This is a genomic window from Capnocytophaga felis (assembly GCF_009684755.1).
Taxonomy (GTDB): Bacteria; Bacteroidota; Bacteroidia; order Flavobacteriales; family Flavobacteriaceae; genus Capnocytophaga; species Capnocytophaga felis.
The window spans coordinates 190,375-215,917 of record NZ_BLBC01000014.1 but is presented as its reverse complement, the minus strand read 5'-3'; the positions used below and the strand labels follow the sequence as shown (position 1 = coordinate 215,917).

The window sequence follows — 25,543 nt, the reverse complement described above, 5'->3', positions numbered from 1 at the left end:
ATAAAATCACTAAGTACTATACTAACTTTTACCCTAAGTTATGAGCGAATACAAATATACACCTGAAAAACTATACGAAGCCACTGATAACGGATTAGATATTTTACATAGATACTTGCCTGATAGTGTTGGTTGCGAAAGAAATAAAGGTAAAAAATTCAAGCTCCGCAATGAACGTACCGGTTCAGCCGGTATTTTCAAAGGTGCCGAATGCTGGTTGGTATATGATCACGGAAGCAAAGAAACGTTTTCCCCCATTGATATTGTAATGCAGCAAACAGGGTTGGAGTACTATGAAGTACTGCAACGCTTGTATGATGAGTTCAACGTAATGGTAAACAGCATCTTTTTTGCTCCCAACAAAACGTTTTCAGACAAAGGCGATAAACCCGATGATTATTTCTTCATAAAGGTAAAAGACAAGGTCGAAAATCCTACACGTTTTTCCAACTTCGTAACGGCACAAATATGTGAAGAATACAATGTTTACGAGGTAGAATACTATGAGAAAGTAACCTCAGAAAAAAAGGTGCTAATGCGTGTTAATGCAACGCCTGATTATCCGATATTTTGTTACTCCGATGATTTGGAAAAATGGGCAAAAATCTATTGTCCGGCTGAAAAAAAGCGAAGAATCACCGATGAAAACGGAAAAAGCAAGGAAATTAATTTCAAGCACGGATATTTAGGCAAAAAGCCCGAAAAATATTATCACGGCTTGTCACGCATAAAAAAGCAAATTGCGTTTTTGCAGGAAAACAACCAAGATTCATACGATTTTCTAATCGTTGATGAAACAGACCCTCAAAGCGACTATTTAAAGGAAGATAAGGACAGAAACAAACTCCCTTACGTTGTTTTGTGTTCCGGAGGTTCTGACGGATTAACCATCGCCAGCCTTTCCGATGATTTTTTTCCGGTTTGGGGCAATTCGGAAAATGATATTATTGATTATCAAACGTATGAATATCTCAAAGCCAATTGCAAACAGTTGTTTTATTTGCCGGATGTGGACACTTCGGGTATAAACTTCGCTTACAAATATTCACAAAAATATTGGAAACTGGATATTGTTTTTCTTCCTAAGTATTTCTTAGGCGAAAAAGGCAAGGATTTTCGCGATTATGTTTCGTATTTCACCAAGAAAAACACTCCGAAAGAGGTTATTGCATCGGAATTTAAAAAGCTGATAAACGTTCCCGTTTCGTGTGATTTTGTTTCGCAAAAGGATAAAAAGTATCGAGTAAACGTAAGGAGTTTGCATTATTTCTTAAACTCCGAAGGCTTTTTTGGCTACACCCCTGAATTTTTTGCTTCGGACAAACACAATGAAACCGCCGATTACTTAATACGTATTGACGGCTTCAAAGTGGAAGAACCTACATCAAAGCAAGTTAGAGAATTTTGTGTGGATTATTTGATACGTAAAGGGACAAATACTCAAGTTTTGGAATTGGTAAAGGGTTGTAATGCACTACGAAATTCTGATTTGGCAACGGTTCCGTTATTAGAAGAAAAGTTAGACTTCACAGATGCAACGGAAAGTAATCAATTATTTTTCTTTGAAAATACAGCCGTAAAAGTAACAGACGAAGCCATTAAGGTAATTCCTTCAAGGGAGTTACAGAATTATGTTTGGCAAAAAAATATCATTCCGCACCAGTTTCGTGTGGCTAAGCCTTTCTTTGAAGTTTACGAAACCGAAACCGGACAAAAACGAGTGAATATTCTTGAAAACGGCTGTGATTTTATGAATTTCGTTATAAATACTTGTCGTATGCACTGGGATAAGGAATTCTTGGCTCAAGGCGATGCGTTCCGCAAAAAATTCATTCTTAACAGTGCCGTTTTATCGGAGGATGAACAAATTACGCAAGAATCGCACTTTTTAGGAAAATGCTTTGCCATCGGTTATCTGCTTCATAATTACAAACGTCGTGGTTTTGAAAAGTTTGTGTATATGATTGATGACAAGGTAAAGGAAGAAACGGGCGAAAACAACGGGCGAAGTGGTAAAGGACTTTTAATTCAAGGCGTTTCAATGTTGGCTCCTTACTTTTATGTGAACGGAAAATCCAAACGTATGTTTGATGATCCGCACCTTTTAGGGTCCTACAAAAATCAAAAACTCATCTTTTTTGATGATATGCTGAATAACGATACCACACACGGCTTTGACTTTTTGTATTCAATGATTACCGAAGGTATTGTTGTCAATCAAAAGAATGTAGGTTCGTACCATATTCCTTACGAGCGTGCCCCGAAATTGGTAGGTACTTATAACCACGCATTACGCAATCCTTCAAACAGTACCTTAGGGCGTATCTTGTTTGTGTTATTTTCCGATTACTATCACTACACCAGCGATGTACACAAGGAAAGTTATTTGCCTGAATATGATTTTGGTGGGCAGTTATTCAGAGACTGGAACGAATCACAGTGGCATTTCTTTTTCAATTTTATGTTGCAGTGCTTGCAATTGTATTTGACTAACATACGCACTCCGCTACTATCACCAACGGGCAACTTGGAGATAAACAGTATCAAGGCTTCAATGGGTGATAACTTTATGGAATGGGCAGATGGTTACTTTTTGGATGACAAACTTAATACAAATCTTAACAAAAAAGATGTATATGAAGATTATAAGCGGGTTATGGGGCGAATGCACACCACGGCACAGCGTTTCCGTAAAAATTTGGAAAATTACTGCAAATACAAAGGGTATGAGCTGAATCCGAAAGAAAAATGCGGTGCAGATGGTCGTATATTAACAACTGAACACATAAGTACGGAAACAGGTATGAAACGAAGGTCTGTTGAGTGCATCTACATAAAAACACAAGTTACAAGTGACCAAAATTCAAGTTATCAAGTTACAAGTGACCAAAACAATGATGTTGATGTTGACGGAATAGAATTTTAATGCTTTAAGCCTAATGCAAAAGAACTATGAAAACAGAAAAAACACAAAAGAAAGAGGTTCCTATACATAAAATGATGACTTGGTGCTGGAGCAAAGGAATAAGTATTTATCCCGTTCCGTACGTGAGCAATGGTAGTCGGTTAAGAATATGCTTAAACAAAAAAGGTAAGGAAACTATTGGCAAGGATATATTCGATAACGGTAAAGCAATTTATGACAAAATACTTGAAATGTATCGTTTTATCTATGAAAAAAATAATAAATGATTACTATGAAAACTCTGGAAAAAAATAACATACGCACCAAAAAGCAAATAGTGCTGCTGTACATCAACCAATACAGCGAAAAAAACATCAAAAAATATATCAATGAAATAGTATGTGATTATCGTAAAAATGCAAAAAACTGCAAAAACATAAGCACGCAAGAAGCACTCACTTTCATTGAGCTATATGGTACGCCTGATGGTTATGTTTTATCAGAGGAACTAAAAAAAGAAATGAATAACAGAAAATTAAAAGTTTAATATGGAAACATTAAAGAAGAAAGTAAACGAAGTTGAAAATTGTGTGCGAAAGGATTTACCTCATTTGTTAGAAATAGAGAAGGGATGTGTCCTTCATTGTTTCGGGAATGACTATGAGATTATATATGTTGATGATGAGTATGTTAAGTTGATGAAAATATCAAATGCAGATGTGTTTTTGTTCAGATTGTGTTTTGTTCGGAATCATTTTGAAGTCATAGGGCTTCCGGTAACAATGACACACATATTCCAATGGGTTTGCGAAAAGCATAAAGATAGCGATATTTCATTTATTATGGAATGTAATCGTTGGATTATGAGCAGAAAATCAGGTGAAGAAGCAGATTCGGTTGATATTCCTGTCAATATAGATGAAAATATCATTAATCAGCCTCGGTACTTCGTTGATTTTATTCATTCTTTAATACAAAAATAAGATGAATTTAGTAAGAATATTAATTTTTACACTGGCTGTAACGGTCAGTGTGCATTCACAAAGCAAAGCAAGTGCTTCTACTTCTCAAAAGATTATAAAACAAGATATGATACTGGATATATATACTAAAGATATTGTGTATCATATGAATATAGATAAAAACAGATTAACCAACAGCAACAATAAAGATACAATCTATTTTGAAAATACCGATAAAATGTTCACATATGTTGCTCAAAAAACGCTTGAAAACGTGGATGTAGAAAAAGGCATTAAATTACAAAATGAAATTGAGGAAAGAAAAAATAGGAAAAGGATATTAAACAATGACAACAGCAGAAAAAACCGCCCGAAGTAGGGCGTTTTTTTGTTTTTATGTTCTCTATCTTGCCCAATCTCACCCAATCGTACCCAATCTCACCCAATCGTGCATTTTTAAACATTTGTGTTTCTACTTTTGCTTGTGAAATCCTTGCATAAATAGTTTGATATGAGCAACGCTGAAAGCATAAATAAGTCCCTTTATCGTCCCTTACTCTCTGGAATAAGGTATGATGCTTATATGCCTTTCAGCGACTGCTCTTCTGTGAAGCTCGGTGAGGGTGATACCTCTTTTTCCATTGCAAAAATGAAAGAATGGGCGTTAAAATATCGCCATCATACCGAAAGATTAACCAAACGTTTTTTTAGTTCTTTGAAATTAAATGATTTGTGCAAGGAAGTGCATAGCTTCTTGTTTAATCATATTCAGTACAAGTTGGACGGCACCAACCAAATGTTGCGTTCTCCGGCTTGTGCTTGGCTAACTCGCAATGAGGGAATTGATTGTAAAAGCTATTCCATTTTTGCCAGTACCATTTTGCAAAATGCGGGCATTTCGCATTATATGCGAAGAATTAAGCAAGAGGGAATGTATCCGGATGCGTTTACACACGTGTATATTGTAGTGCCTAAAAATCAGAAAACAAATGATTTATCAGAAGGATATTACACTATTGACGGCACGATTAGGCAATTTGGCGAACTTCCTTTTTTAGCTAAAGACGATGTTTTTATTCCAAAAGCAAAAGGCTTGGGAATACCTGAAAACACAAAAAACATAAAAACACAAAGCACGGGAAAGCACGGAGCTTGGCAATCGTTTGTATCGGCAATAGATGTATTTGAAGGCTTGATGCCTGATAATCTGGATTTGCTCCGTCTGAAAAGAAAAGTCCATTGGCTTGCAAAACAACAAAGAACAGATGTTCATTTTTTTATTGACGGCTTTACTATTCTGTTGGATGGTGAACGTTACGATTTAATAAAAATTCCGCAAGGAATGTCGGCACCTACCTTGGATATTGATGCTTTGATAGCTGATAGTTATAATGAAGCGTCTCATTACACTGATTTGAGCAGGCAACAAGGAAAGCAAAAAGCATTTAATAATGTGAATGTTGTGGGAAATGCGGCGGCTTCGGTTGCAGCATTGTTTCCGGGTGCCGGGCAGATTGTGGGTATTTGTATTGCGGCTGTAACGGCTTTGGTTTCTTTGGCGGTTATGTTTGGTTATGACCCTTGTGCCGGAGCATTTTATACTTCTGATTATATCAACAATAATTTACAATCGGATTTTCACAAAAAGTTTAAGGCTACAATGGAGCGGGTCCAAAAAAACATTGACGGCAGTACACAACCATTGGCAGTCAATGATTTGAACACGCTTTTGAAAGAAATTGACTTAGGCTTCAAACATTTTCAGCACGAACTGAACACGCACTTTGAAAATGAATGTAGTAGAAACGCATTACAAGGGTATCAAAATTTTGCTGTAAACGTAAAGCAATCGGTTGATGCAATGCTTGAAGGGCTTAAAGTGGCTTTGGGTGAGGATTTTAATGTATCAATTATTGAAAGGGAAAGCAGTACCAGCAGTAGAATGTGGTATTTTATCGTCCCTGCTGCCAAAAATACGATTAAAGCTACATATCGAGTTTTAAGCATTGAAAGTCGTGATAAGAAAAAAGGCGTTTATCCTTACGGAACAGAAGAAAGTTTTGATAATTGGTTGAATAATAACGTAGCAGTGCTTTCAGGAAAATACGGAACGCAAGTAGGACAAAAGTATAAGGCTGAAATGCTTCCGTTTAAAGAAAAAATAGCGGCAATTCGTAGGAATATTTTTCTGCCGGTACTTACGCGAGTTTCCGCAGAAGACAAACTTAGAAAAGAGCAATACGAAATATGGCTAAAATACGATGAGGAATATAAAAACGAAATGCTTAGGGCTTCAAAAAATAAGCTGGAGGCGTATGCGAAAACACAAGTTTCCTTTTGGGAAGAAATGAAAAAGATACGAGCTCAACGCCTTTCTGACGAAAAAAGAAGACTTGAAAATGTGCAAACTATCGAACGAAAAAAAGCTCAAGTTGAAGCAGGTATTTTGAACAAAAAAAATATGAGTTTGAGAATCTTAGCATTGTTAGGAGGTGCTATCATCTGGAAATTAAAACAATAAAAAACAAAAAATTATGCAATTCGATACACAATACAACGTAAATAATACTGGGTTAGGCGGTTGCGATAATCACAGAGCGAGAGCGGGACAGGCTGAAGCTCACTTTAATTCTCTGCCGGGGCGTATTGGTGAAGTAAGAAGCAAAATTTCTGCATTGGAAACGGGTGTACTTCAAGCCGAATATGTTTCTCTTGAAGAACTACAAGCAAACCGAAGAAAACGTATTGCGGAACTTGATAATGAAATCAATAAGGCTACAATCACTCGTGATATGTGGTTACAAAACCCCGAAGTAGCAGCAGGTTCCGGCTTAGGCTGGTTTGGGAAGCGTTGGTGGAATAAGGCTTTTTCTTGCGATACTTATACCAATAGAGAAAAAGAGTACAAAGAAAAGGCGTTGCCTTTGGAAAAGGAACTTTCAGCTGTAACAGAAAGATTAGAAGTTTTACAAACAAAATTTTCACCTTCTAATATGCAACTCATTCGTACAGAGGCTCAGAAATTGGAGCAGGAAGTAAAAGTACGAGAGCAAAAATTGGCAAGTATCTTAGCTGAAATTGAAAACTTAAAGGCGACCTATAACGCCCGCAAAGAGGCAGAACGTTTGGCTTTGGAGCAACAAGCCCGTGAGGCAGAAAGACTCAAAAACGCTCCAAAAACGGAAGCCTCACAGGGTAATATGACAACGTTGCTGCTTGTATTGGCAGCCATAGGCGTAGGAGCTTATGTCTTTAAAGGAAAAGATAAACCGACAAAAGTAAATGCTTAACAAATACAGAAAATATGGGTTGGGTTGGGTAAGCACCGCTCTTGATGTCGTTAATACCGGAGCTAACGTATATAGCTCTATCAAAGGAAGCAACAACGGCGGTGGAGGCGGTCAAACAGTAAATCATACTACTGTAGTAGAACGCCAACTTACTCCTGAAGAAATCAGAATCAAGCAGGAACAACACGCCGAGTGGTTAAAGCAACAGCAGTACAACCGGGCAATGAAAATGCAGGAAGCTGCCGATATGCGACGTGTAATAACGGGTAATTTCGGTGCGAAACCTGAAAAAGATAATACAGCATTGTATATCACCGGTGGGGTTATCGCTTTGGGATTGATTGTGTTATTAGTGAAAAAATAAATTGAAAAACAAGAAATTATGTCAGAGGCAATATTACCAATAATGGGTTTGGCAGGTCCTACAACGGTAGTACCTACAATAACAAGAGGGTATAACATTCCGGGCAATGCCATTAACTCAAAAAAGTATATAGAAGTCAAGAAACCTATAACGGCAGTTGGCTCAAAAGCTACTCCTAAAAAATTCTCTTACAGAGAGCGACACGGACAGACGCGTTTTGACACGATAATGAATGCCTCGGGGCAGGTTATCAATACTGTGGCAGGGATAGTAGCTTTGGTCAATGAGTTTAAAGGCGGTCGAACGGTGTATATTCAAGATTCAACCACTGGTGAACAACGCCGAGCCACTGCCGAAGATATGGCTTTTATGGAAAGCCAAGCAATGGCAGCACAGCAAGCTGGGGGCAATGTGGATATGGCAACGATAATAGCTTTGATGAATCAACGAAATGCTGAAAAGCCCAAGGATAACACAGCATTGTATGTTGGTATAGGAGTAGGTGTTTTGGCACTTGGAGGAATAATTATAATGGCAACAAATAAAAAAGGTAAATAAACAGTATGAAAACTAATAAACTAAATTCAGAGACAGTAACCGGAGCAGCGGCATTCACTGGCGGTGCTATTGCCGGAGCTATGGGTTCACGAGTGTTGGCGGACAAAATTCCGCTTAAAAACTCAAAATTGAAACGTGGATTACTTGCTGTGGTCGGAGTGGTGGGAACCGCAATGATTAACGGTAAGGATAACGCTGGTAAAATGCTTCAAGGAGCAGCAGCAGGAATGGCAGCGACCCAATTAGGGGAGCTTGTAAAAGAGATTGTTAATCCTCAAGAAGGTATTTTAAAAACCGCATTGGGAAGCCCCGAAAACCCAATCATTATTCTACCTTCGGACGTGGATAATTACGATGTAATTGACAATCCTTATGCGGATGAAGTTAAATTCTCGTCAGCACCAAAACAAGAATTTGCCGCAGTTTAAAAAAATCAATACAAACTTTTAAAATCATAATAAAATGAACGAATTATTGCTAAACGAAGAACAATACGTAAAAGTATCCAACTTTTTGGCAGCTGTTAATGCATCAAAAAATTTGCAAATGCCGGTTGCCCGATTAAAACCAACTCCGAGTGAGTTGTATGTAAACTCTAAATTCGCTGCTGGCGGAGTGGCTAACTTGCTTACCAGTAACGCAGTGCAAGAGGTGGGAGTTACCAACTTTGACGGTAACAAATTGGAGGCTGACCGCTATTTCGTAGCTGATGCCGTAACGGTACAATATGGTGAAGGAAATTCTTCTGACCCAGTATACAACATTAAGTATAATGTAGAATTACCTCCGGTATTGCTTGCATCGCACTTGGTTATTCGTCAGAAAAACGAAATCATTGTGAAATTGCCAATTTCTGCCATTGAGAATGCGAAAAAATCCGATGCTTACTACCGTAAGTTAGAGGCATTAGCACTCATTGAGCCAAATGCTCCGGTTGAAATTCAGATTGAAACTCCAATGGGAAGTAAAATCACGCCTTCAAGCGGGGACACTTCTTTTGCAAGAGTACTTCTCAAAGGTTTTGAAACATACCAAAAACGCTAATACTCATTTTTTTGTAAACGTGAAAAGCCCTGCCTTTTAAGAGGGCGGGGCTTTTTTTAATCTTAAAATTTTAAAAAGTTATGACAAGTAGCGTAATATACAGCAGATTAAACGTTCATATGAAATCAGGCGACACGGCTTTTTCTGGGAATATTTCCTTAGAAAAAGGCACTTGCGTAGGGGTGCATTTTATCCCGATGAAGAATAACAAGCCTGAATTTCCTGTGGAAATTGAAATCAAAAACGCACAAGGAGGTACATTGCTCAATCCTACCGATTACAGAGATTATGTACGTACTGAGGGCGGTTATTTTCAAGGAGTTAAGCAAGTGAATTTCCCGACTGACAACAACCGATTTTTCGTAACCATCAATGCAGAAGAACCATTGACAGATGAATTTATCGGACAGTTAGTTTTCATCATCCAAAGAGAAGGTTCTTGCGGATGTAACAAAGAATAATAAAAAAACAGACAATGACACGAAAAGGACTTTATAATGCAATTGTGATTACCGATGATAGTTCGCTAAATTTTATGGATATGTCGGGCGGTGAGGGCATTCTACATTTTTCAATGTTCAATGCTGGGGATACCATTTTGGTATTAGACGATTCCACAAGGCAAGAAATCTTACCTGGTGAGAGCTTTGTCATTGAAAGTCCTGTTGCCATTGTAAACGAATCCTTCCGACTGAAATTCAAAAAGTCAGAAGGCAAAACAATCAACAAGGTATTTATAAGATATGTTGTTGAAAAAGAATGTTTTACAAAAAATGAATAGCAATGAAAGAATTGATTGATAAAGTTTCAAACTTCCTGAATCAACATCATTTAAACGTAATAAGTGTATCACAGGGTAGTAAAAAATTGTCAAAAAGTACTGCTCCACGCAATGCGTTTAAAACGGAGGATATAAATCAGATTTTTGGAGGTTTTGAAAATTTCTTTAAGGAACTCCCTAAACAAGGATTTACTGATGGTACAACGTTAGCATTGAGGCGTATATATGAAAACGGCGGTACAGGTTCGTACCATAATATTGAAACGATAACGCTTAATTTTTCAAAACAAGAAGAAAATCAAGAAAAAATGATTCCAATAACCGAACAACAACAGCCAGCACCTCCCATTTACCAGCCTCCTATGTTGGCGGCTCCGGCTATGGGGTTTGTTCAGGTAACACAAAATGACTTGGTACGTAACGAGGTTATTCGTGAGCGTTTTGAAGATTTGAAAAAAGAAAATGCAAAACTGGATGAAGAACTCAAAGACGCCAAAAGTGAAATTCGCCAACTGAAAGACGAAAATTTTTCGTTGCGTTTAAAATTAGATACTTCGGAAGAAAAACACGCGGTTGATTTAAAACGTCAAGAGTTAGACAAAAAAGGTTTTTGGGAAAGCGAAGCGGGCAGTAACATTGTGGGAGCATTAGGACAAGTGCTACCAATGGTAGCCGAAAGAATGATGCAAAGCCCTGCAACGGGAATGGTTCCCGCTTTGGCGACGCCAGGCATTTCAGAAATAAAACAACAATTTATCAATATTATTTCTGACCCATCTGTAACCGATGAGCAAGTTACCCATTGGTACAATTTAATTTTCGGACAAAATATGTAAAACACTATGAAAGAACAATATATCAAAGAACTTGAAAATTTGGATGAAAAAGTACTTGAAAAATTAGTAGCACTTTCAAAAAGCAAAAAAGCAAAAGACTATTTAACCAATCCGTTGTTATGGGTAACGGTAAAAAAATTTTTTGGGATTTAGTGTTCGGTAATACAAAAAATTATGAAAAAAAGAGGTTCTAATAAATTAGGAAATCCGGCAGCTGTGGCAGCTGTAACGAGTTACGCTGCCAAAAATCCCAAAATGGTAAATAAAGCTGTTAATGTGGGCTTTGTGCTTGTTGGTATTACGATTGCAAGTATTGGCGGTTTTGCCTTTTATACTTTGTACTGGAAAAACAGATTCATTCCAATAAAAACGAATCCTAACGATAGAGCTTCTAACATAACGCCTTCACAAGCGAGTTTAAGAGCTCAAAAATTATACAATGCAATGGTAGGTGTTGGGAATGGATATAAGCAAGTGTATGAGGCACTCAAAGGATTAAATAGAAATGCTTTTGTGTTGGTTTACAACGCTTTCGGCAAAAGAAAACCAGCAACGGATGTGTTGGGATTTGGCAATAAAAGCCATATGACACTCACAGAATGGATGGCTGACCAGTTCAGTAATTCAGAACTTCAAAATTTACGCTTCCTAATCCAAGGAGGTGGTCAAGGTCTGTTTTAAAACAAAAAATTATGAAAAAAGAGCATATTATAATCGGTTCGGTTGCTGTTGGATTGGGAGCGATAATTTATTTTTTAAGCAAAAGCAATTCTAATCAACCCTCACAAAATCACAAAGATTACAACTCAGCCGTAAATAATTATTCCGTAAATCCCAAAGACACATATGGTAAGGATTTGGCGGCGTTTGCTAATGATAGGATTTTGGTTAGCAAAATAGCTCAGGACTTGCACGATGCGATGAAGGATAACGGGACGGATTTTTCTAAAATTAAGGAAACGTTGTCCTACCTTGATGAGCCAAGATTTGAGATTGTTTATAAGCGTTTTGGAATGCGTCCGTATGGTTTTTACGGACAACCGATGTGGGGTTCTGGTACAAAAAAGAATCTTAGGGAGTGGTTTGAAAAAGAATTGTCCTCTTCTGAATATCAGGAGTTAAAAGATAAATTTCCAAGATTACTATAAAACAGGGAATTATGAGCAAAATATTAAAAAAATATCAAATTGGAATTATTGGTTTGGGTTTTTCAGGAACTGCACAGGACTTGCGTCCTAAGGCAGTTTCTGAATGTGAATCAACAAAAAAAAATAATGCAATGACAGGAAAAATTTTTGATGATGAGAAACTTCCATTACCTGGAGTTCACGTCATCAACCGCACAAAAAGAACGGGTACAACAACAGGTGATAATGGAGCTTATAAACTTGAGGCACAACCTAATGACGACATAGAAATAAGCCATATTGGTTTCAAAACTGTAAAAGCTAAGGCGAAGGATGTACCATCCTTAATCTATATGATTGAGGATATTATGGAACTCGAGGGAGTTACAGTAACTCCTAAAAAGAAGGTTTTTGTTAAACCATCTTTAAATCAAAAAGTTAGCAAAAATAAAACGTGGATGTGGTTGGTAATCCTTGGACTTGCAGCGTTCGGTACGTATCAATATTTTAAAGAAGATAAAAACAAATAAAAAAAACAGTAATGGCAATAGGAAGTGCAAATGATAATAAAATAGTTCTTGAACTTCAGGTTGCGGGGCAAGGCGGAGGGCTCTCTGAAAATGACCGACAACTTCTTAATAATTTCAAAGAAAATTCGGCAAATATCCTGAAAAAAACGGAAAGTGATGATATTTTGCTCGCCAACGGAGAAACTATTTCCAAAACCGAACTCAAAGGCGACAAGGGAGACGCAGGCGAACGTGGACAACGAGGCGAAAGAGGCATTCAAGGAGCTGACGGCAAATCCGCCTATCAGTCTTGGTTGGACGCTGGTAATCAAGGAACTGAGCAAGATTTTTTAAACTCATTGCAAGGACAAGGACTTACAGAAACAGAAAAACAGCAACTTTTAAAAAAAGGAACAACAAAGGATATTCTGTTAAATGACGGAACAACCATTTCCAAAGAGGATTTGTTAGAAGGTCAAATAAGCGTTCCCGATGACCAATTCGAGTTTAAGTTTCAAAATAAATACCTATGGTGGAAGTTAAAAACCGAAGCATCTTCCGCTTGGAAAAAATTGCTGTATAATTACGAGTTGCGTCCGCTTGATAATCAAACACTTGTCGCCAAAGTAGATAGAAATCGAATCTATATCAAAAAACAAGGAGAACCCGATGAAAAATACAAAGAACTACTTATGGGGCAATGGGTTGCCGCTTTCAAGTACAAAGTTCTTGACAATAAAAAGATTCAGTGGCACTCTGGATTATTAAATGCTGAGTGGGTGGATATGCCTTTCATCGCTAACGAGGAAAATCGCCGAAACACCGAAGGGGATATGATGGTAAGGGTCAATACGTTGCGTTTCGTAGAAGACAGACAAGAAAAATTAATTAACGTAAATTATCCTGAAACATTTCACATCAAAATATTAGACGGAAATTATCTGCAGTGGAAAGAAACTACCGAAGACGACACTCAATGGAAACGCTTGCCCTTTCACGGGGAAAATTTCCACCTGAAATACGCCCTGCAAGCACGTGTTCAGAACGGCATAATTCAGTATAAGTTTGAATTTGAAGACGATACGGAATATAAAGATTTGGTAAAAACTCAGGATTTATTTTCAGTAGAGGGAATAAAAGTAATTTCAACCAAAAATATTATCGGCGATACCCGTACGTGGCTCAACGTGTTGTTTGCCTATCATCGTAATATTCTTATAAAAGCAGGAAGATATGATTTAGAGGCACTTACTAACGTAGGTGTACATGTTCATAGCAACTCCAATATTGAACTTGAAGAAGGAGCTGAATTTAAAGTGCTGCCAAATCCATTACCACATTTTACAACACTTCGTATTGAAGAGGCAAACAATGTAACTATTCGAGGAGGTTTGCTTGTTGGTGATAAATCAGACCATCAATGGATGAACCCTAAGGAAGACAACTATTTTTTTCGTTCGGAGCAAATACACGGAGTTTATATTACTAAATCTCAGAATGTTACCATTGAGAATTTGACCGCTAAATATTTCATCGGCGACGGAATGCTTCTGTCCCGTGCTAATAATGTGTATGTGCGAAATACGAAGCTCTATAACGCCCGAATGGAAGGTTTGGGAATACGAAGTGCTGAAAATGTGGTATTTGATACGTGTGAGTTTTCATTTACCAGTCCTGCAGAGGCTTCGAATTTCAGAAATCTCGGCTATGGAACTGATATTGAACCTATTTATAACAGAAATCATTTCAAAAACATCAAATTTTTGAATTGTGTGTTCGAAGACAACGGAGGTTTTGAGCCTGCGGGATTTTCACTTTCAACGGCTCAACACGGGTCGATGAAATATGAATTAAAGTCTGAAAATGAGTTTGTTCCGACACACGTAAGCATTGAACTTATCAATCCCGTATTTAAAGGTTGCGGACTTTTCGCCAAGATTCCGACCAATTGGACGCACGGCTATTTGCGAATGTTCAACGTTACGGTTATCAATTCAAAGCGATTTGGGGTTGCATTTATAGACCATAACAGCGACAATTTCCACACATATATTGATGGTTTAAAGTTGATTGATTGCGGAACAGAATTACATTGGACAGGTTCTGAACCTCAATACTATAGCCGTCCGTTATGTTTTTATTCATCAGCAAATGGAAACAGTCAGTATATAGAACAACGTAACGTTAATCAACGCAAAGGGAATAAAAACATCCACATCAAAAACGTGGAGATTGTCAATAGCGGGAAAGTAACCTACAGGAAGGCAGCAATTACTGTGTATGCAAATCCTGACAAAGCTAACGACTTAGAGAATGTTCAGGTTGAAAACGTAAAAGTAGTGGGTTATCAAAAAGTGTTTGAAAATTTAAGCAAACATCAGATTCACAATTCATTCCAATTAACTCAACATCCTGAAACACAGTTGTTAAATAGTGATGTGGTAAACAAGGATATTGAAATCGGTAATGATAGTGTTCACACCTTTTTGAACAAAACAACTTCAGGAAATATTACTTTTAAAGATGAGATATTTCCTTCGAATTTAGAATATTACGTCAAAAACTCCTCAACAGGCGAAGTAAAGTTGAAATTTGAAACCGCCACCGATATTGAAGGTTTGGCTTACGGAGTACAAGAATTTGCTCTTGCACGAGGTAAACGCTTAAAAATGCGGAAGATTGGAGAAAATCGTTGGGAATATTTGGAAGGGACAGCTTAATTTATTTTTTATGATAGGAAAAAAGAGTAATAAGAAAAAAATTTCAGTAGAAGTTAAAGGAGCCGGTTCATCTGGATTAACTCCTACTGAAAAACAGCAAATTGAAAAAATTGCAACCCTTGAAAAAGAAATTATAAAATTAAAAGAGAAATCAGATTTTAAAGGAGTGTATAGAACAAAAACTGTAACTTAATAAATAATGGAAAAAGCACTTAAAGTATTTATTGTCTATGATTTGCCTCTTATAGGAAGAGAAGCTTTTGATTACGTGAATCAATTCATAGAAGAAAATAAGGACAATCCTATGTTTTATCATTTATTTGAAGATGAATCAGAAAAATATAGCAGAGTATCCCAGCATTTACAAGAAACAGGAAAAATATCCCGCCCCTGTTCTCTTTATGTGTATGATTCCATATCTAAAAATCCCAGTATTTTAGTATCAGATGAAAAAGGAGTTTGTAAGCTTATTGGCTCCACTGAAAATCTATTACGTCACAACTTTGATTTTTTAAATCCTACTGTCAGAAGTATGACACACGCCATAGCAGAATCAAAATCTTCATTAAGATTCAGAAATAATGGTCACGGCGACTTAGGTATAGATAAGATTCTGAGTGTAAATATTATAGGATACTACGATGAATCGAGAAACTTTATTAATAAGCATATTATTCCACAAGGTTATTGGCAATATGACAAGGCAACAGGATTATTTACGTTTCCTGAAAATCAATATGTTGAAGTAGGAAAGGAATACAATGTCGTTTTTGAATATACTCCAACCACAATATCAGAATTGGATGAGCTTCGCGATTATATAAACTTATAACAAACTTAATTTATGGAAAAAATATTTGTAACGCTTTGGATTATATTTGGAATATATCTACTTGTAATGATAGCCATTCTTGCCGATTTGTGGAGTGGCATTCGTAAAGCAAAATTAATGAATGTAACTCGTACTTCATACGGGTACAGAAGGACCATAACAAAAATATCACAATATTATAACTTGCTCATTGCCTTAACGGTAGCAGACGCACTGCAAATGTCCGCAGTATGGTATTCTGAGCAATATTATGAATATAAAATAATTTTCTTTCCGTTTGTAACCTTGTTAGGTGCTTTAATGCTATGCCTCATTGAAGTGAAATCAATTTACGAAAAAGCAGAAGATAAAGTTCGTTTGGACAGTGCCGGACAGGTTGTCGGAAAAATTATTACCAATCGTGATGATTTAGGAGAAATCGTTAAGTCTGTGGTTGATTATATGAATGAGAAAAAAGAAAATACGCCGAGCAATGAAAAAAATACTCTTTGATAATCGTTTTTTAATTTTTCTGTTATTGGCAGTGTGGGCAATAGGCTTGTTATCTTGTAAAAGTACTCAGAAAACCTCACAAAATATAGAAAAACGAATCATTACAATAAACGACACGATTTACATCGTTAAAAATCAGAAAATAACAGATACTGTTTTTGTGTCTGTACCTGCACCAAAAACCAACGATAAAAAATGCGACAGCCTTTGCCAAAGAGAAGTACAACGCTTATTAAAGCAGCTAAATACGAAAAAGAAATCGGGCAGCAACGAGTACGGTTTTTATTATGATGCCTACAAAAATGCGTTGGTTGCTTACGCTCAGTTGGATAGCACTTTTACCGAATATAAAAGTAAACATACGGATAAGCAAAGTACAAAATTAGAAACCATAACGATTTTTAAAACAGAAAAATACGTGCCGTTTTGGGTAGAAATATTGGCTTGGATAGGTGGTATTTCCGTTACCTACTTCGGAATTAAAAATTATAGAATAATCAGAAGATTTATTCCTTTCATATAAAATGAAAAATTATGAAAATCAATAAAAAATACGCAGTTATTGGAGCTGTTGGCGTGTTGGCGGTTTCTCTGATGAGTTTTGCCAGTGCTAAAAAATCACAAGCAGCAGAAGTTTTTGAAAAAATGTTGCTCAAAATCAGTGCTTTGCGTAATATAAGCATTAATTTCAGCCGGTTGCGTTTCTACGTAGATTTGACAATGCAAAATACTACTGCCCAAGATTTTACAGTTTCATCGGCTGGTATCATCAAAGGAAAGGTATATCGAGTGTACCGCGATAATGAATTGCTGGTTTCGGGAGCATTGAATGACATCAGTAGCGTGAATTTACCTGCGGGAGGATTTCATACATTCAAAAACATTCAGGTTGAAGTTCCTATATCGGCACTCATCAGTATTTTGGTAGAAAAAGTCGGAGGTTTTGGAAACTTTACAAAGCCGGCAGTTGCCTTTAATTCACTAAAAAATACAGATTGGTTTGCTTTTGCTCGTACACTAAGATATGAAGTTGATATTGAAGGACTTGGTAATATTTTTACGTTTAACGGAAATGTAGAATTTTAAAAATAAAGGAGATGACAGTACAAGAATTTATAGCTAAATATCAAGGTTTTGCAAAAAATGTGCAGAAGAAAACGGGCATTGATTATCGTTTTATTTTGGCTCAAGCTGCATTAGAAAGCGGCTGGGGAAAGAATGCTCCAGGAAATATGTTTTTCGGGGTGAAAGCAACCAAAAATACGCCCGAACATCAAAAGCAATTACTAACCACAACGGAAGTTTTAAACCATCCGAATGCAAAATTCCCGCAAATTATTTCCGTTACCAAACGTTCTGACGGCAAGTTTTTGTATAAAGTGAAAGATTGGTTTAGGAAATTTTCATCTCCGGAAGAAAGTTTTATGTACCAAGCTGATTTTTTCAGCAAATTAAGCCGATATGCAAAGGCAATGGCGGTAAAGCACAACCCGTACAAATTCGCTGAGGAAATCGCAAAAGCGGGGTATGCAACTGCACCAGATTATGCGTACACTTTGCAATTGATAATGAAAATAATAGACCCAAGTTTACCCAATCCTACAAAAAAAAAGTAGTGATGGCAGTAGGTAGTTTTTTACTGCTGTCAGGAATTTGTTTCACAGGATATTATTTGTATAAAAATAGAAAAAAATGACCAGCATACAACTCTTTAATAACTTGAACGGCAAAGAGGTAAGCCGTAACTATTTAGAAGAAATTTTACAACAGGCAAAAACGGAAAATCAAACGCCTGTGATTTATCGTATATCAAAAATTCTGAATGATTACCCTGATGTTGAGCATTTTGAAATGAATATCGTGCAATATTCACAAGGACTTGCCGGAGCAATGCACACGGGCGATTATAGAGAAGCCTTAGACGACTGCGGACGATTGCGTAAAGGTTGGAAATTCGTAAAAGGAAACGTGGTAAAGGTTGAGAAAAAAGAGAAGAAAGAAGTTTCAAAACCCAAGAAACAAGTAACAAAAACCGAGAAAAAAGCCACAGAAACTGAAAAAGAGTGTAAAACCTGCGGTAATACGGAAAGTAAACAAAATTCAGTTGAAAAATCATCAAATGACCTTATTCTTGCCGATAATCAACCTACAAAATTGAATATCCTTTTGAGTTCAACCGAGAAAGAAAACCAATCGGCAAAGGATATTCAGAATATTTTTGACAAAAAACTTTCAAAAATGCTACGTCTTCGAAGCGGTTTTATCAATACCAACGAGTTTGATTTTAAAGCACCCAAAACAAGCAAAAAAGGGATTGAAAGTTTTGAAAAAATCGTAATAAAAGATGAACTTCGTCCTGCTCTGACGGGGGTACTTATTGAAAAAGAGGTTTATGTGGGTACAGACGCTCATAAATTGCTTGTTATAGAAAGAACTAAAAATGACGGACTTAAAACAGGCAAAATTTACGATGTCAATGCCAGGTATATCAATTATCTGAATGTTTTTAAAAATATTGATGATGCTCTATCTGAAAAAGAGTGGGACGACGAAAGATACATTGATGCAGTATTTCCTAATTATGAGACTGTTTTTCCCAAACAATACCGATGGAAAACGCCCTTTGTGGATATAGAACCGATTTTAAATCACGCTTATAAGGCATACTATTTACTGAAATTCGATGTTCAAAAAGAGGATAGTTATACCATACCTTTTCGTATAGGAAAATTGGATATATATATTAGCGCCCTTAAATTATTTGAGTCCTTGCAATGCTTGTATGTAAATGGCACAAAACAAGTGAGCTTTGAGTGTGTCGCTTATAACAAACCGATAACAATCAAAAGTAAAGAAAATAAGAATGTAGCTTTGCTAATGCCTGTTATTGTAGAGAAGAAAAGCGATTTGAACGTTAATCAAGTGCAAATTTCTGCTACTGAAAACAAAGATTTTAAAGAAAGTCAAGGCTTGGCAGCTCCTCAATTAGACTTTTTTAAAAATCTGAAAGAAGCTAAAAAGTACTTTTTAGATTGGGCTTTAAAGAACTTACGAGGTAAAAAAGTATATCATAAAGAACTTGAAAAATGGGTTATTTTCAATAGAAAAGGTATAGAGCATACGCTTTCCAATAGAATTTCATTAGAAAAAATGACCTTGATATTACAGGCTGAAAAAATGCTTAAAAACTCTCATTTAATTAAGTTTGAAGAAGAAAATAAAGGCAGAGAAAATATCAAGGGCGTGTATAGAATGCGAAGTGTTGGCGTAGTCAATGATGAAGAAAGAGAGGTGATAATCACGCTCCGAGAGGGCGAAAATGGTGTAATTTATTACGACCACAAAGTAGAAATAGAAAATCCGTTACCAACACGGAAAAGCGAAGCCAGACCGGAAAATTTACTTGGTAACGGATTTTCACAAGACAAAAGTACAAAAAAATCTGTTTCCAGCAAAAAAACAGATGAAAATTTTGGTTTAGCAGCCCCCCAGCCTGAGCTTTCTACTGATGATTTTAAGAATATGAAAGTAAGTGAGTTGCGTAAATTTACATTAGAATATTACAACACTCACCTGAAAGGGAAAACAACTGTTATCAAAAAATATCTGAAAGAAGTAGTTTTTACAACCAAGGCAGGTAAAAAAATAGCTAATGGTGAAGCTATGTATTCAGCAAAGGCTGTGGCTGTAAAACATTTAGAGCAGTTAATTAAAAATTCATCTTACAACAATTGGGGTGATAGAAAAATAACTGATTCTAAGGATGTTATTGGTTATATGAATTTCAAATCAAAATTGATAATTGACGGCGAAAAAAGGCATTTGAGAATTGCTTTGGCTGTATATAAGAATAGGAAAACGGAATTAAAAAGTATAGAAGTTGGTAAACGAAAGAAATCGCTTCAATCCGCACAGGAGCCAGTAGCCACCCTGCAAGACGGGCAAATTGAAACGATTTCCGAACACAAAAATACAAAAAAATCTGTTTCCGGCAAAAAAACAGATGAAAATTTTGGTTTAGGCTTACTCTTAACCGATGAAATCCGTAAAAAAGCCTTTACCGACAAAGGAAAATTACGCAAAGGTTGGTATTACGAAGAAAACGGAATTTTGACCAATGGCAAATACTTTTATATTCCAAAAGACAAAAAACAGATTGAATATCAATTACTTAAAGAAAAAGTTTTAGATAAAATTTCTCAAAAACAAAAGATAAAAAGTGAATTGAATGATTTAGAAAGCGATGCAAAATGGAAAAATGATTATAAATTGAATTGGTTAAACAATGGCTATTCAAGAATAGATTTTTACCAATCACTACTACCTAAATTAAAAGAAAGAATTTCCAATATTGAAAAAGAAGATATTTGGGAAATCGTAGAAAACAGCGTAGCAGACGGTAAAAATGGAAATAGGGTTTTTACGTGGAATGGAAAAAAATCAAAAGAACATCAGACTTTTTTAGAACGATTTGGAATAAAAGATGAAAAAGCCTATTTACTTAATGAAGACGCTTTATTTGTTTATCACTTTGTAAAAGAAGCTATAAAAAAAGAAATCAGTAAAGTTAGAGGCGACAGAGAAAAATTAGAAAAAAAATACGGACTCGCAGCTCCCGTTCCAGTCGTGGAAACTATCCAAGAACCAACGTTAGCGGAGGCTCATCGTCCGCAGGTTTTTGTTGAAGAATTTACGGAAACCAGCCAGGTACAACCCGAACCCGTAAATTCATTACCAGCGGAGACTAATCACCGCAAAGGTTCTTTAATTGACAAATTGGCAACGCAGCCTACTGATTGGGATTTTTTCCAAATTGACGAGCCTCAAATGTCGCAGTTTTTGGGCAAAGTAGAGCGAAAAACAAAAGATAGCCTTGTAATTACACTCACGGGAGGGCAAGGTTCGGGAAAAACGCGGTTTGCTTTTCAGTTTATCAACGCTTTGGGGCAACGATACAAGGTAGGGCATATTTCTATAGAGGAACATCCCGAAAGTTTTCTATACGATGAGAAAATTCATCAGTATTTAAACCGCCAAGCACAAGGAAATACATTGGCTTTTGATGTTCGCTCCATATCTGAATTGGATAAAATCATTCGGGAAAATGAAGTAATTGTGATAGATAGTTTTCAAAAACTTCGGGAATTAGACCGAAAATTTGAAGTAGATAAAGACTTACGAAAAAAATATGACGGCAAGTTGTTTTTAGTGATTTATCAACAGACAACAGATGGAAAAATGAAAGGGGGCAGTAGTTCTCAATACGATGGAGACATCATTCTTTTCACGGAAAAATTTGCGAATTACCAAGAAAATTATGTGTATCCGGACAAGAACCGATACAATCACATACCAGCCGACCAGCTGAAATACAATATATTTCAACAAAGGCTGTTACCTGTTGAAACCGAAGAACAAACAACTGAAAATCAAGTGTATGATGTAATTTATTAAGAATATGAATAGAGAACAATTAGAACAACGAAAGTCAGAAATTTTAAGGGAATTAGAGTTGAAAGTTCACACAAAAACCATAATCCCTAAAAATGACAAAAAAAGAATAATCGTTTTTAGCCTTGTGGGTGCAGTTGTAGGAGGTGTATTAACCTTTGCTACCAAGCAAAAAAAAGGCGTTAAGATAGCGGGAGTATTAGGAGGTGCAATCCTTTCCAGTGCTATAAGTGGAGCAATCGTTTCTGAAAGAGCAAAAAAAGAAATCGAAAGAATTAATTCTCTCAGACGAGAACTTGATGAGATTGAACAACAAATTAGATAATATGTTAAAATTGAAATATGGATAAAGAAGTAAAAAAAGAGTTCAAACAGAATTGTCTGAACTTTCAGAAAGAATTGGGAAACTAAAAATTTTTGTCAAAAGTTCAAAATTTAAAGAAATAGACAAGGCACAACAACCATTACTAAAAAAACAATTAAAGGTAATGTTAACTTATGAGGATATTTTAAAGAAACGTCTCATTAAATATAATACGGCAAAAGTATTTATCACAAACGTTGAAAAAGTTTCCTTTCAGATAGGAGTTGATGTGTTAGGCTTCCCCATCTATCACGAGCATATTTTTATAGATGCGGTTGAAAAAGAGGATACAACAGCAATGAAAGTGAAAAATATGTCAAGACACGTGGCAAAGTATCACAATGTAATGTATTTTATTCACAATCAAGTAAAACAAAATTAGTAACAAATTAAATATTTATAAATATGGCAACCAAGAAAGAAGGCTTAAAAGCCAACGGCAAGCTGAAAAAAGGATTCCGTTACAACGAAAACGGACGTATCGTAAAAGCAAAATCCGCTACTAAAAAGAAAGGATCGGTTAAAGCCGGTAAACGGTAGTTTTTGCCCAAAAAGTAAAATAAGATAATTTCTTGTTTTACTTTTTTTTAAAAAATGTAACTTACCCTTTTACTTACCTCAAAAAAAATAACTCACTGTTTTACAGTGAGTTATTTTATATTTTGTGACCTCGTCAGGATTCAAACCTGAAACCTCTTGAGCCGTAATCAAGTGCTCTATTCAGTTGAGCTACGAGGCCTGCTATTTTCTAAATCGGTTGCAAAGATACAGCTTTATTTTAAAACTCCAAATGTTTTTGATACTTTTTTTAAGAAAAAATAATTTTTTTTGCTACTCCTTTATTGTCAGTGATTTAAATAACTTTTACTCTCCAGCCAAAAGAATCTTCTGACTTGTTGTACTGTATATTTAAGATGGTTTCTTTAATTTTTGTAGCATATAGGTCAGCAGGACGATTGATTGTATAGTCTTTCCCTTTGTAGCCAAATCCTGAAATTGGACTAATAACAGCAGCAGTTCCACTTCCAAATATTTCCTGAAGTGTGCCTTTTTCAGTAGCTGATAATAATTCCTGAACTTTTATAGGGCGAACTTCCGTTTTGATGCCTAATTTTTCTGCAATGGCAAGTACACTTTTACGCGTAACACCATCTAAGATACGGTCGCTGGTTGGGCAAGTAATTAACTTATTATTGATTCGGAAGAATAAATTCATCATTCCGGCTTCTTCCAAAAATTCGTGAGTTGTATCATCTGTCCAAATGATTTGCTGATATCCTTCTTGTATTGCTAATTGTGTAGGATAAAATTGCCCTGCATAGTTTCCTGCTGCTTTTGCTGCACCAAAACCTCCGTTGGCAGCACGGCTGTAATAATCCGCAATTTTTACTTTCACTTCACCTCCGTAATAAGCCTGTACCGGAGAGGTAATAATGAAAAAAATGTATTCCTTTGAAGGAGAAGCCATTATTCCTGTTGAAGTTCCAATAATAAAAGGTCGGATATATAACGAATTTCCAACACCTTTTTTTATCCAATCTTTATCGATTTTCAAGAGGGTTTTTAGTCCTTCATCAAACCATTTTTCAGGAAATTCAGGAATAGCCAAACGTACAGCCGATTTGTTCATACGTTTGTAGTTTTCTTCCGGACGGAAGAGGAAAATATCGTCATTATCGTCTTTATATGCTTTCATTCCTTCAAAAATCGCCTGTCCATAATGAAAAACACTTGCGGAAGGCTCCAAAGAAATTGGTGCATATGGCTTAATTTGAGGTTGTTGCCACTGTCCGTTTTTGTAATGACATACAAACATATGGTCAGAAAAAGTTTGCCCAAAAGCCAATTTCGAGAAATCTACTTGGTTGATACGGCTTTCTTTTATTTTTTCGATAGTTAAATTGAAATCCAAATTTTCCATAATATTATTTTTTCTGCGAATTTAATAACTTTCTTTTCAAATTTCAAACAAAAAGAACTGTTTTTTGAAATTAATTTTTTATGGTTTGATTTTTAGATTATTGCAAAAATCCAATTCTTGAAAATTGCCGAATCCTTACCTTTTGTTAAAATTAATCTGAAAATGATTGCTGATAATTCGTTAAAATCTGTTTTTGAAAATATAAATTTTTATCAGACTTCAAATCTTTTTTGTACATTTGCGACTTGTTTTAGTTTTAGAAAGATGCAAGAAAAGGAAATGGATAAAATAGATTATACTTTTGTAGATAGACATTTGAAAATCAATGGTTTTTCTGTTGATAGAGAGGATTTGGTAGTTTTGGCTATGGAATACATCAAAGATGGAGAGCCTTACCGAAAGTCTATCGGAAATTTTTTGTTGAATTGGCTTGATGATAATGATTATATTGAGGCAGTTACCTCAGGTTCAACAGGAATTCCTAAAGTAATTCGTTTGAAAAAGCAACATATGGTAAATTCGGCCTTGGCTACGGGAAAATACCTGAATTTATCACCTAAAAACACGGCTTTGTTGTGTTTGCCAGCTGATTTTATCGCAGGAAAAATGATGATAATCCGTTCTATTGTATTGGGATTGCATTTGGATATTATTCAGCCTTCATCGATGCCATTGGCTTTAACGAATAAAGATTATGATTTTACTGCAATGATTCCGTTACAAGCCTCAAAATCGCTGTACGATTTGCACCGCGTAAAAAAATTAATTCTTGGAGGTGCTGCAGTTGATAATGAATTGGAAGCCAAGCTACAGAATGTTTCAACAGAAGTTTATTCTTCTTACGGAATGACGGAAACTATCTCGCACATTGCAATGCGACACGTTAACCACACGAAATCCCACGAAGAAAGTTACAAAGCTCTTCCGGATGTAACATTTCATCAAGACGAGAGAAAATGTTTGATTATAAATGCTCCTCAAATATCTGACCACGAGATTATTACAAATGATATTGTCAAATTAATTTCAGACACTGAATTTGTTTGGTTAGGGCGTTTGGATAATGTAATTAATTCGGGAGGATTTAAGGTGTTCCCTGAAAGTGTTGAACGTAAAATCAAGAAATATATTAAGAATAATTATTTCCTTGTAGGTGAGGAAGATGAGCAACTCGGGCAAAGAGCTGTGCTTTACGTAGAAGGAAGCGAGGAAGATTATCCGAATTTGGCTCACGATTTGTATATGGATAAGGAAATCCTGAAGTATGAAGTTCCCAGAGCCATTTACTTTATGCCTAAGTTTGAACTCACTGGCAACGGAAAAATTCAACGTAAAGAAACCATAAAAAAATACAAAGGATAGAAATTAAAAGCTCAAAATCAATATA

At 36.0% G+C, this 25,543-nt stretch carries 30 protein-coding genes, 1 tRNA gene and 1 pseudogene; 30 read left to right on the top strand and 2 right to left on the bottom strand.

Annotated features, from left to right (window positions below):
• Positions 1 to 40: 40 nt before the first annotated feature.
• The 29 genes and pseudogenes from GN105_RS11465 to GN105_RS13090 all read left to right on the top strand — a co-directional run bounded on the left by GN105_RS11465 (position 41) and on the right by GN105_RS13090 (position 22,775).
• On the top strand, positions 41 to 2,926 hold the full coding sequence (locus tag GN105_RS11465; RefSeq protein WP_155285535.1) for a hypothetical protein: 2,886 nt from the start codon (positions 41 to 43) through the stop codon (positions 2,924 to 2,926).
• 26 nt (positions 2,927 to 2,952) lie between these two features.
• The gene (locus GN105_RS11460) at positions 2,953 to 3,192 is read left to right on the top strand and encodes a hypothetical protein (protein WP_155285534.1); all 240 of its coding nucleotides are present in this window, start codon (positions 2,953 to 2,955) and stop codon (positions 3,190 to 3,192) included.
• Between the two features lie 5 nt (positions 3,193 to 3,197).
• Positions 3,198 to 3,452, top strand: coding sequence for a hypothetical protein (locus GN105_RS11455; protein WP_155285533.1), 255 nt, complete (start codon positions 3,198 to 3,200; stop codon positions 3,450 to 3,452).
• Position 3,453: 1 nt separating this feature from the next.
• A complete protein-coding gene (locus tag GN105_RS11450; RefSeq protein WP_155285532.1) occupies positions 3,454 to 3,888 on the top strand; it encodes a hypothetical protein in 435 nt (144 codons plus the stop codon).
• Between the two features lies 1 nt (position 3,889).
• Positions 3,890 to 4,246, top strand: a complete 357-nt coding sequence (locus GN105_RS11445; RefSeq protein ID WP_155285531.1) for a hypothetical protein — start codon at positions 3,890 to 3,892, stop codon at positions 4,244 to 4,246.
• A gap of 132 nt (positions 4,247 to 4,378) precedes the next feature.
• Complete coding sequence (locus tag GN105_RS11440) at positions 4,379 to 6,388, top strand: hypothetical protein (RefSeq protein WP_155285530.1); 2,010 nt, start codon at positions 4,379 to 4,381, stop codon at positions 6,386 to 6,388.
• Between the two features lie 13 nt (positions 6,389 to 6,401).
• Positions 6,402 to 7,157 carry a hypothetical protein gene (locus GN105_RS11435; RefSeq protein WP_155285529.1) on the top strand — a complete coding sequence of 252 codons (756 nt, stop codon included), beginning with the start codon at positions 6,402 to 6,404 and terminating at the stop codon, positions 7,155 to 7,157.
• Positions 7,150 to 7,521 carry a hypothetical protein gene (locus GN105_RS11430; protein ID WP_155285528.1) on the top strand — a complete coding sequence of 124 codons (372 nt, stop codon included), beginning with the start codon at positions 7,150 to 7,152 and terminating at the stop codon, positions 7,519 to 7,521. The genes GN105_RS11435 and GN105_RS11430 overlap by 8 nt, the downstream gene beginning before the upstream one ends.
• An 18-nt stretch (positions 7,522 to 7,539) precedes the next feature.
• Positions 7,540 to 8,079 carry a hypothetical protein gene (locus tag GN105_RS11425; protein ID WP_155285527.1) on the top strand — a complete coding sequence of 180 codons (540 nt, stop codon included), beginning with the start codon at positions 7,540 to 7,542 and terminating at the stop codon, positions 8,077 to 8,079.
• A gap of 5 nt (positions 8,080 to 8,084) precedes the next feature.
• On the top strand, positions 8,085 to 8,507 hold the full coding sequence (locus tag GN105_RS11420) for a hypothetical protein (protein WP_155285526.1): 423 nt from the start codon (positions 8,085 to 8,087) through the stop codon (positions 8,505 to 8,507).
• 34 nt (positions 8,508 to 8,541) lie between these two features.
• Positions 8,542 to 9,123: a hypothetical protein gene (locus GN105_RS11415; protein ID WP_155285525.1), complete on the top strand. Its 582-nt coding sequence runs from the start codon at positions 8,542 to 8,544 to the stop codon at positions 9,121 to 9,123.
• An 80-nt stretch (positions 9,124 to 9,203) separates the two neighbouring features.
• Positions 9,204 to 9,584 (top strand): hypothetical protein, encoded by a 381-nt coding sequence (locus tag GN105_RS11410; protein WP_155285524.1) that lies wholly within the window; start codon positions 9,204 to 9,206, stop codon positions 9,582 to 9,584.
• Between the two features lie 14 nt (positions 9,585 to 9,598).
• Entirely contained in the window at positions 9,599 to 9,904 is a 306-nt protein-coding gene (locus GN105_RS11405; protein ID WP_155285523.1) for a hypothetical protein, read from the top strand.
• A 2-nt stretch (positions 9,905 to 9,906) separates the two neighbouring features.
• A complete protein-coding gene (locus GN105_RS11400) occupies positions 9,907 to 10,740 on the top strand; it encodes a hypothetical protein (protein ID WP_155285522.1) in 834 nt (277 codons plus the stop codon).
• 6 nt (positions 10,741 to 10,746) lie between these two features.
• Positions 10,747 to 10,893, top strand: a complete 147-nt coding sequence (locus GN105_RS11395) for a hypothetical protein (RefSeq protein WP_155285521.1) — start codon at positions 10,747 to 10,749, stop codon at positions 10,891 to 10,893.
• Positions 10,894 to 10,914: 21 nt separating this feature from the next.
• Positions 10,915 to 11,421, top strand: a complete 507-nt coding sequence (locus GN105_RS11390) for a hypothetical protein (protein ID WP_155285520.1) — start codon at positions 10,915 to 10,917, stop codon at positions 11,419 to 11,421.
• An 11-nt stretch (positions 11,422 to 11,432) separates the two neighbouring features.
• Complete coding sequence (locus tag GN105_RS11385) at positions 11,433 to 11,888, top strand: hypothetical protein (RefSeq protein WP_155285519.1); 456 nt, start codon at positions 11,433 to 11,435, stop codon at positions 11,886 to 11,888.
• Between the two features lie 11 nt (positions 11,889 to 11,899).
• A complete protein-coding gene (locus tag GN105_RS11380; protein WP_155285518.1) occupies positions 11,900 to 12,397 on the top strand; it encodes a carboxypeptidase-like regulatory domain-containing protein in 498 nt (165 codons plus the stop codon).
• An 11-nt stretch (positions 12,398 to 12,408) separates the two neighbouring features.
• Complete coding sequence (locus GN105_RS11375; protein ID WP_155285517.1) at positions 12,409 to 15,096, top strand: right-handed parallel beta-helix repeat-containing protein; 2,688 nt, start codon at positions 12,409 to 12,411, stop codon at positions 15,094 to 15,096.
• A gap of 10 nt (positions 15,097 to 15,106) precedes the next feature.
• Entirely contained in the window at positions 15,107 to 15,289 is a 183-nt protein-coding gene (locus tag GN105_RS11370; protein WP_155289177.1) for a hypothetical protein, read from the top strand.
• A 6-nt stretch (positions 15,290 to 15,295) separates the two neighbouring features.
• Entirely contained in the window at positions 15,296 to 15,928 is a 633-nt protein-coding gene (locus GN105_RS11365; RefSeq protein ID WP_155285515.1) for a hypothetical protein, read from the top strand.
• Between the two features lie 12 nt (positions 15,929 to 15,940).
• A complete protein-coding gene (locus tag GN105_RS11360) occupies positions 15,941 to 16,420 on the top strand; it encodes a hypothetical protein (protein WP_155285514.1) in 480 nt (159 codons plus the stop codon).
• Positions 16,401 to 16,943 (top strand): hypothetical protein, encoded by a 543-nt coding sequence (locus tag GN105_RS11355; protein WP_155285513.1) that lies wholly within the window; start codon positions 16,401 to 16,403, stop codon positions 16,941 to 16,943. The genes GN105_RS11360 and GN105_RS11355 overlap by 20 nt, the downstream gene beginning before the upstream one ends.
• Before the next feature lie 11 nt (positions 16,944 to 16,954).
• A complete protein-coding gene (locus GN105_RS11350; RefSeq protein WP_155285512.1) occupies positions 16,955 to 17,506 on the top strand; it encodes a hypothetical protein in 552 nt (183 codons plus the stop codon).
• 11 nt (positions 17,507 to 17,517) lie between these two features.
• Positions 17,518 to 18,036: a glycoside hydrolase family 73 protein gene (locus tag GN105_RS11345; protein ID WP_155285511.1), complete on the top strand. Its 519-nt coding sequence runs from the start codon at positions 17,518 to 17,520 to the stop codon at positions 18,034 to 18,036.
• Positions 18,037 to 18,112: 76 nt separating this feature from the next.
• Positions 18,113 to 21,874 carry an LPD3 domain-containing protein gene (locus GN105_RS11340; protein WP_155285510.1) on the top strand — a complete coding sequence of 1,254 codons (3,762 nt, stop codon included), beginning with the start codon at positions 18,113 to 18,115 and terminating at the stop codon, positions 21,872 to 21,874.
• 4 nt (positions 21,875 to 21,878) lie between these two features.
• Positions 21,879 to 22,196, top strand: a complete 318-nt coding sequence (locus GN105_RS11335) for a hypothetical protein (RefSeq protein ID WP_155285509.1) — start codon at positions 21,879 to 21,881, stop codon at positions 22,194 to 22,196.
• Positions 22,197 to 22,239: 43 nt separating this feature from the next.
• Positions 22,240 to 22,617 (top strand): annotated as a pseudogene (locus tag GN105_RS13015) (crAss001_48 related protein); the annotation flags it as partial.
• A gap of 23 nt (positions 22,618 to 22,640) precedes the next feature.
• Positions 22,641 to 22,775, top strand: coding sequence for a hypothetical protein (locus GN105_RS13090; protein ID WP_262481988.1), 135 nt, complete (start codon positions 22,641 to 22,643; stop codon positions 22,773 to 22,775).
• 125 nt (positions 22,776 to 22,900) lie between these two features.
• Here GN105_RS13090 and GN105_RS11325 read toward each other — a convergent pair.
• Both GN105_RS11325 and GN105_RS11320 read right to left on the bottom strand, forming a co-directional pair.
• Positions 22,901 to 22,974 (bottom strand) — tRNA-Arg (locus GN105_RS11325).
• Between the two features lie 114 nt (positions 22,975 to 23,088).
• Positions 23,089 to 24,156, bottom strand: coding sequence for a branched-chain amino acid aminotransferase (locus tag GN105_RS11320; protein ID WP_155285508.1), 1,068 nt, complete (start codon positions 24,154 to 24,156; stop codon positions 23,089 to 23,091).
• 279 nt (positions 24,157 to 24,435) lie between these two features.
• On the opposite strand from GN105_RS11320, the gene GN105_RS11315 reads away from it, so the two are divergent.
• Positions 24,436 to 25,518, top strand: a complete 1,083-nt coding sequence (locus GN105_RS11315; protein WP_095897047.1) for an AMP-binding protein — start codon at positions 24,436 to 24,438, stop codon at positions 25,516 to 25,518.
• Positions 25,519 to 25,543: the final 25 nt, after the last annotated feature.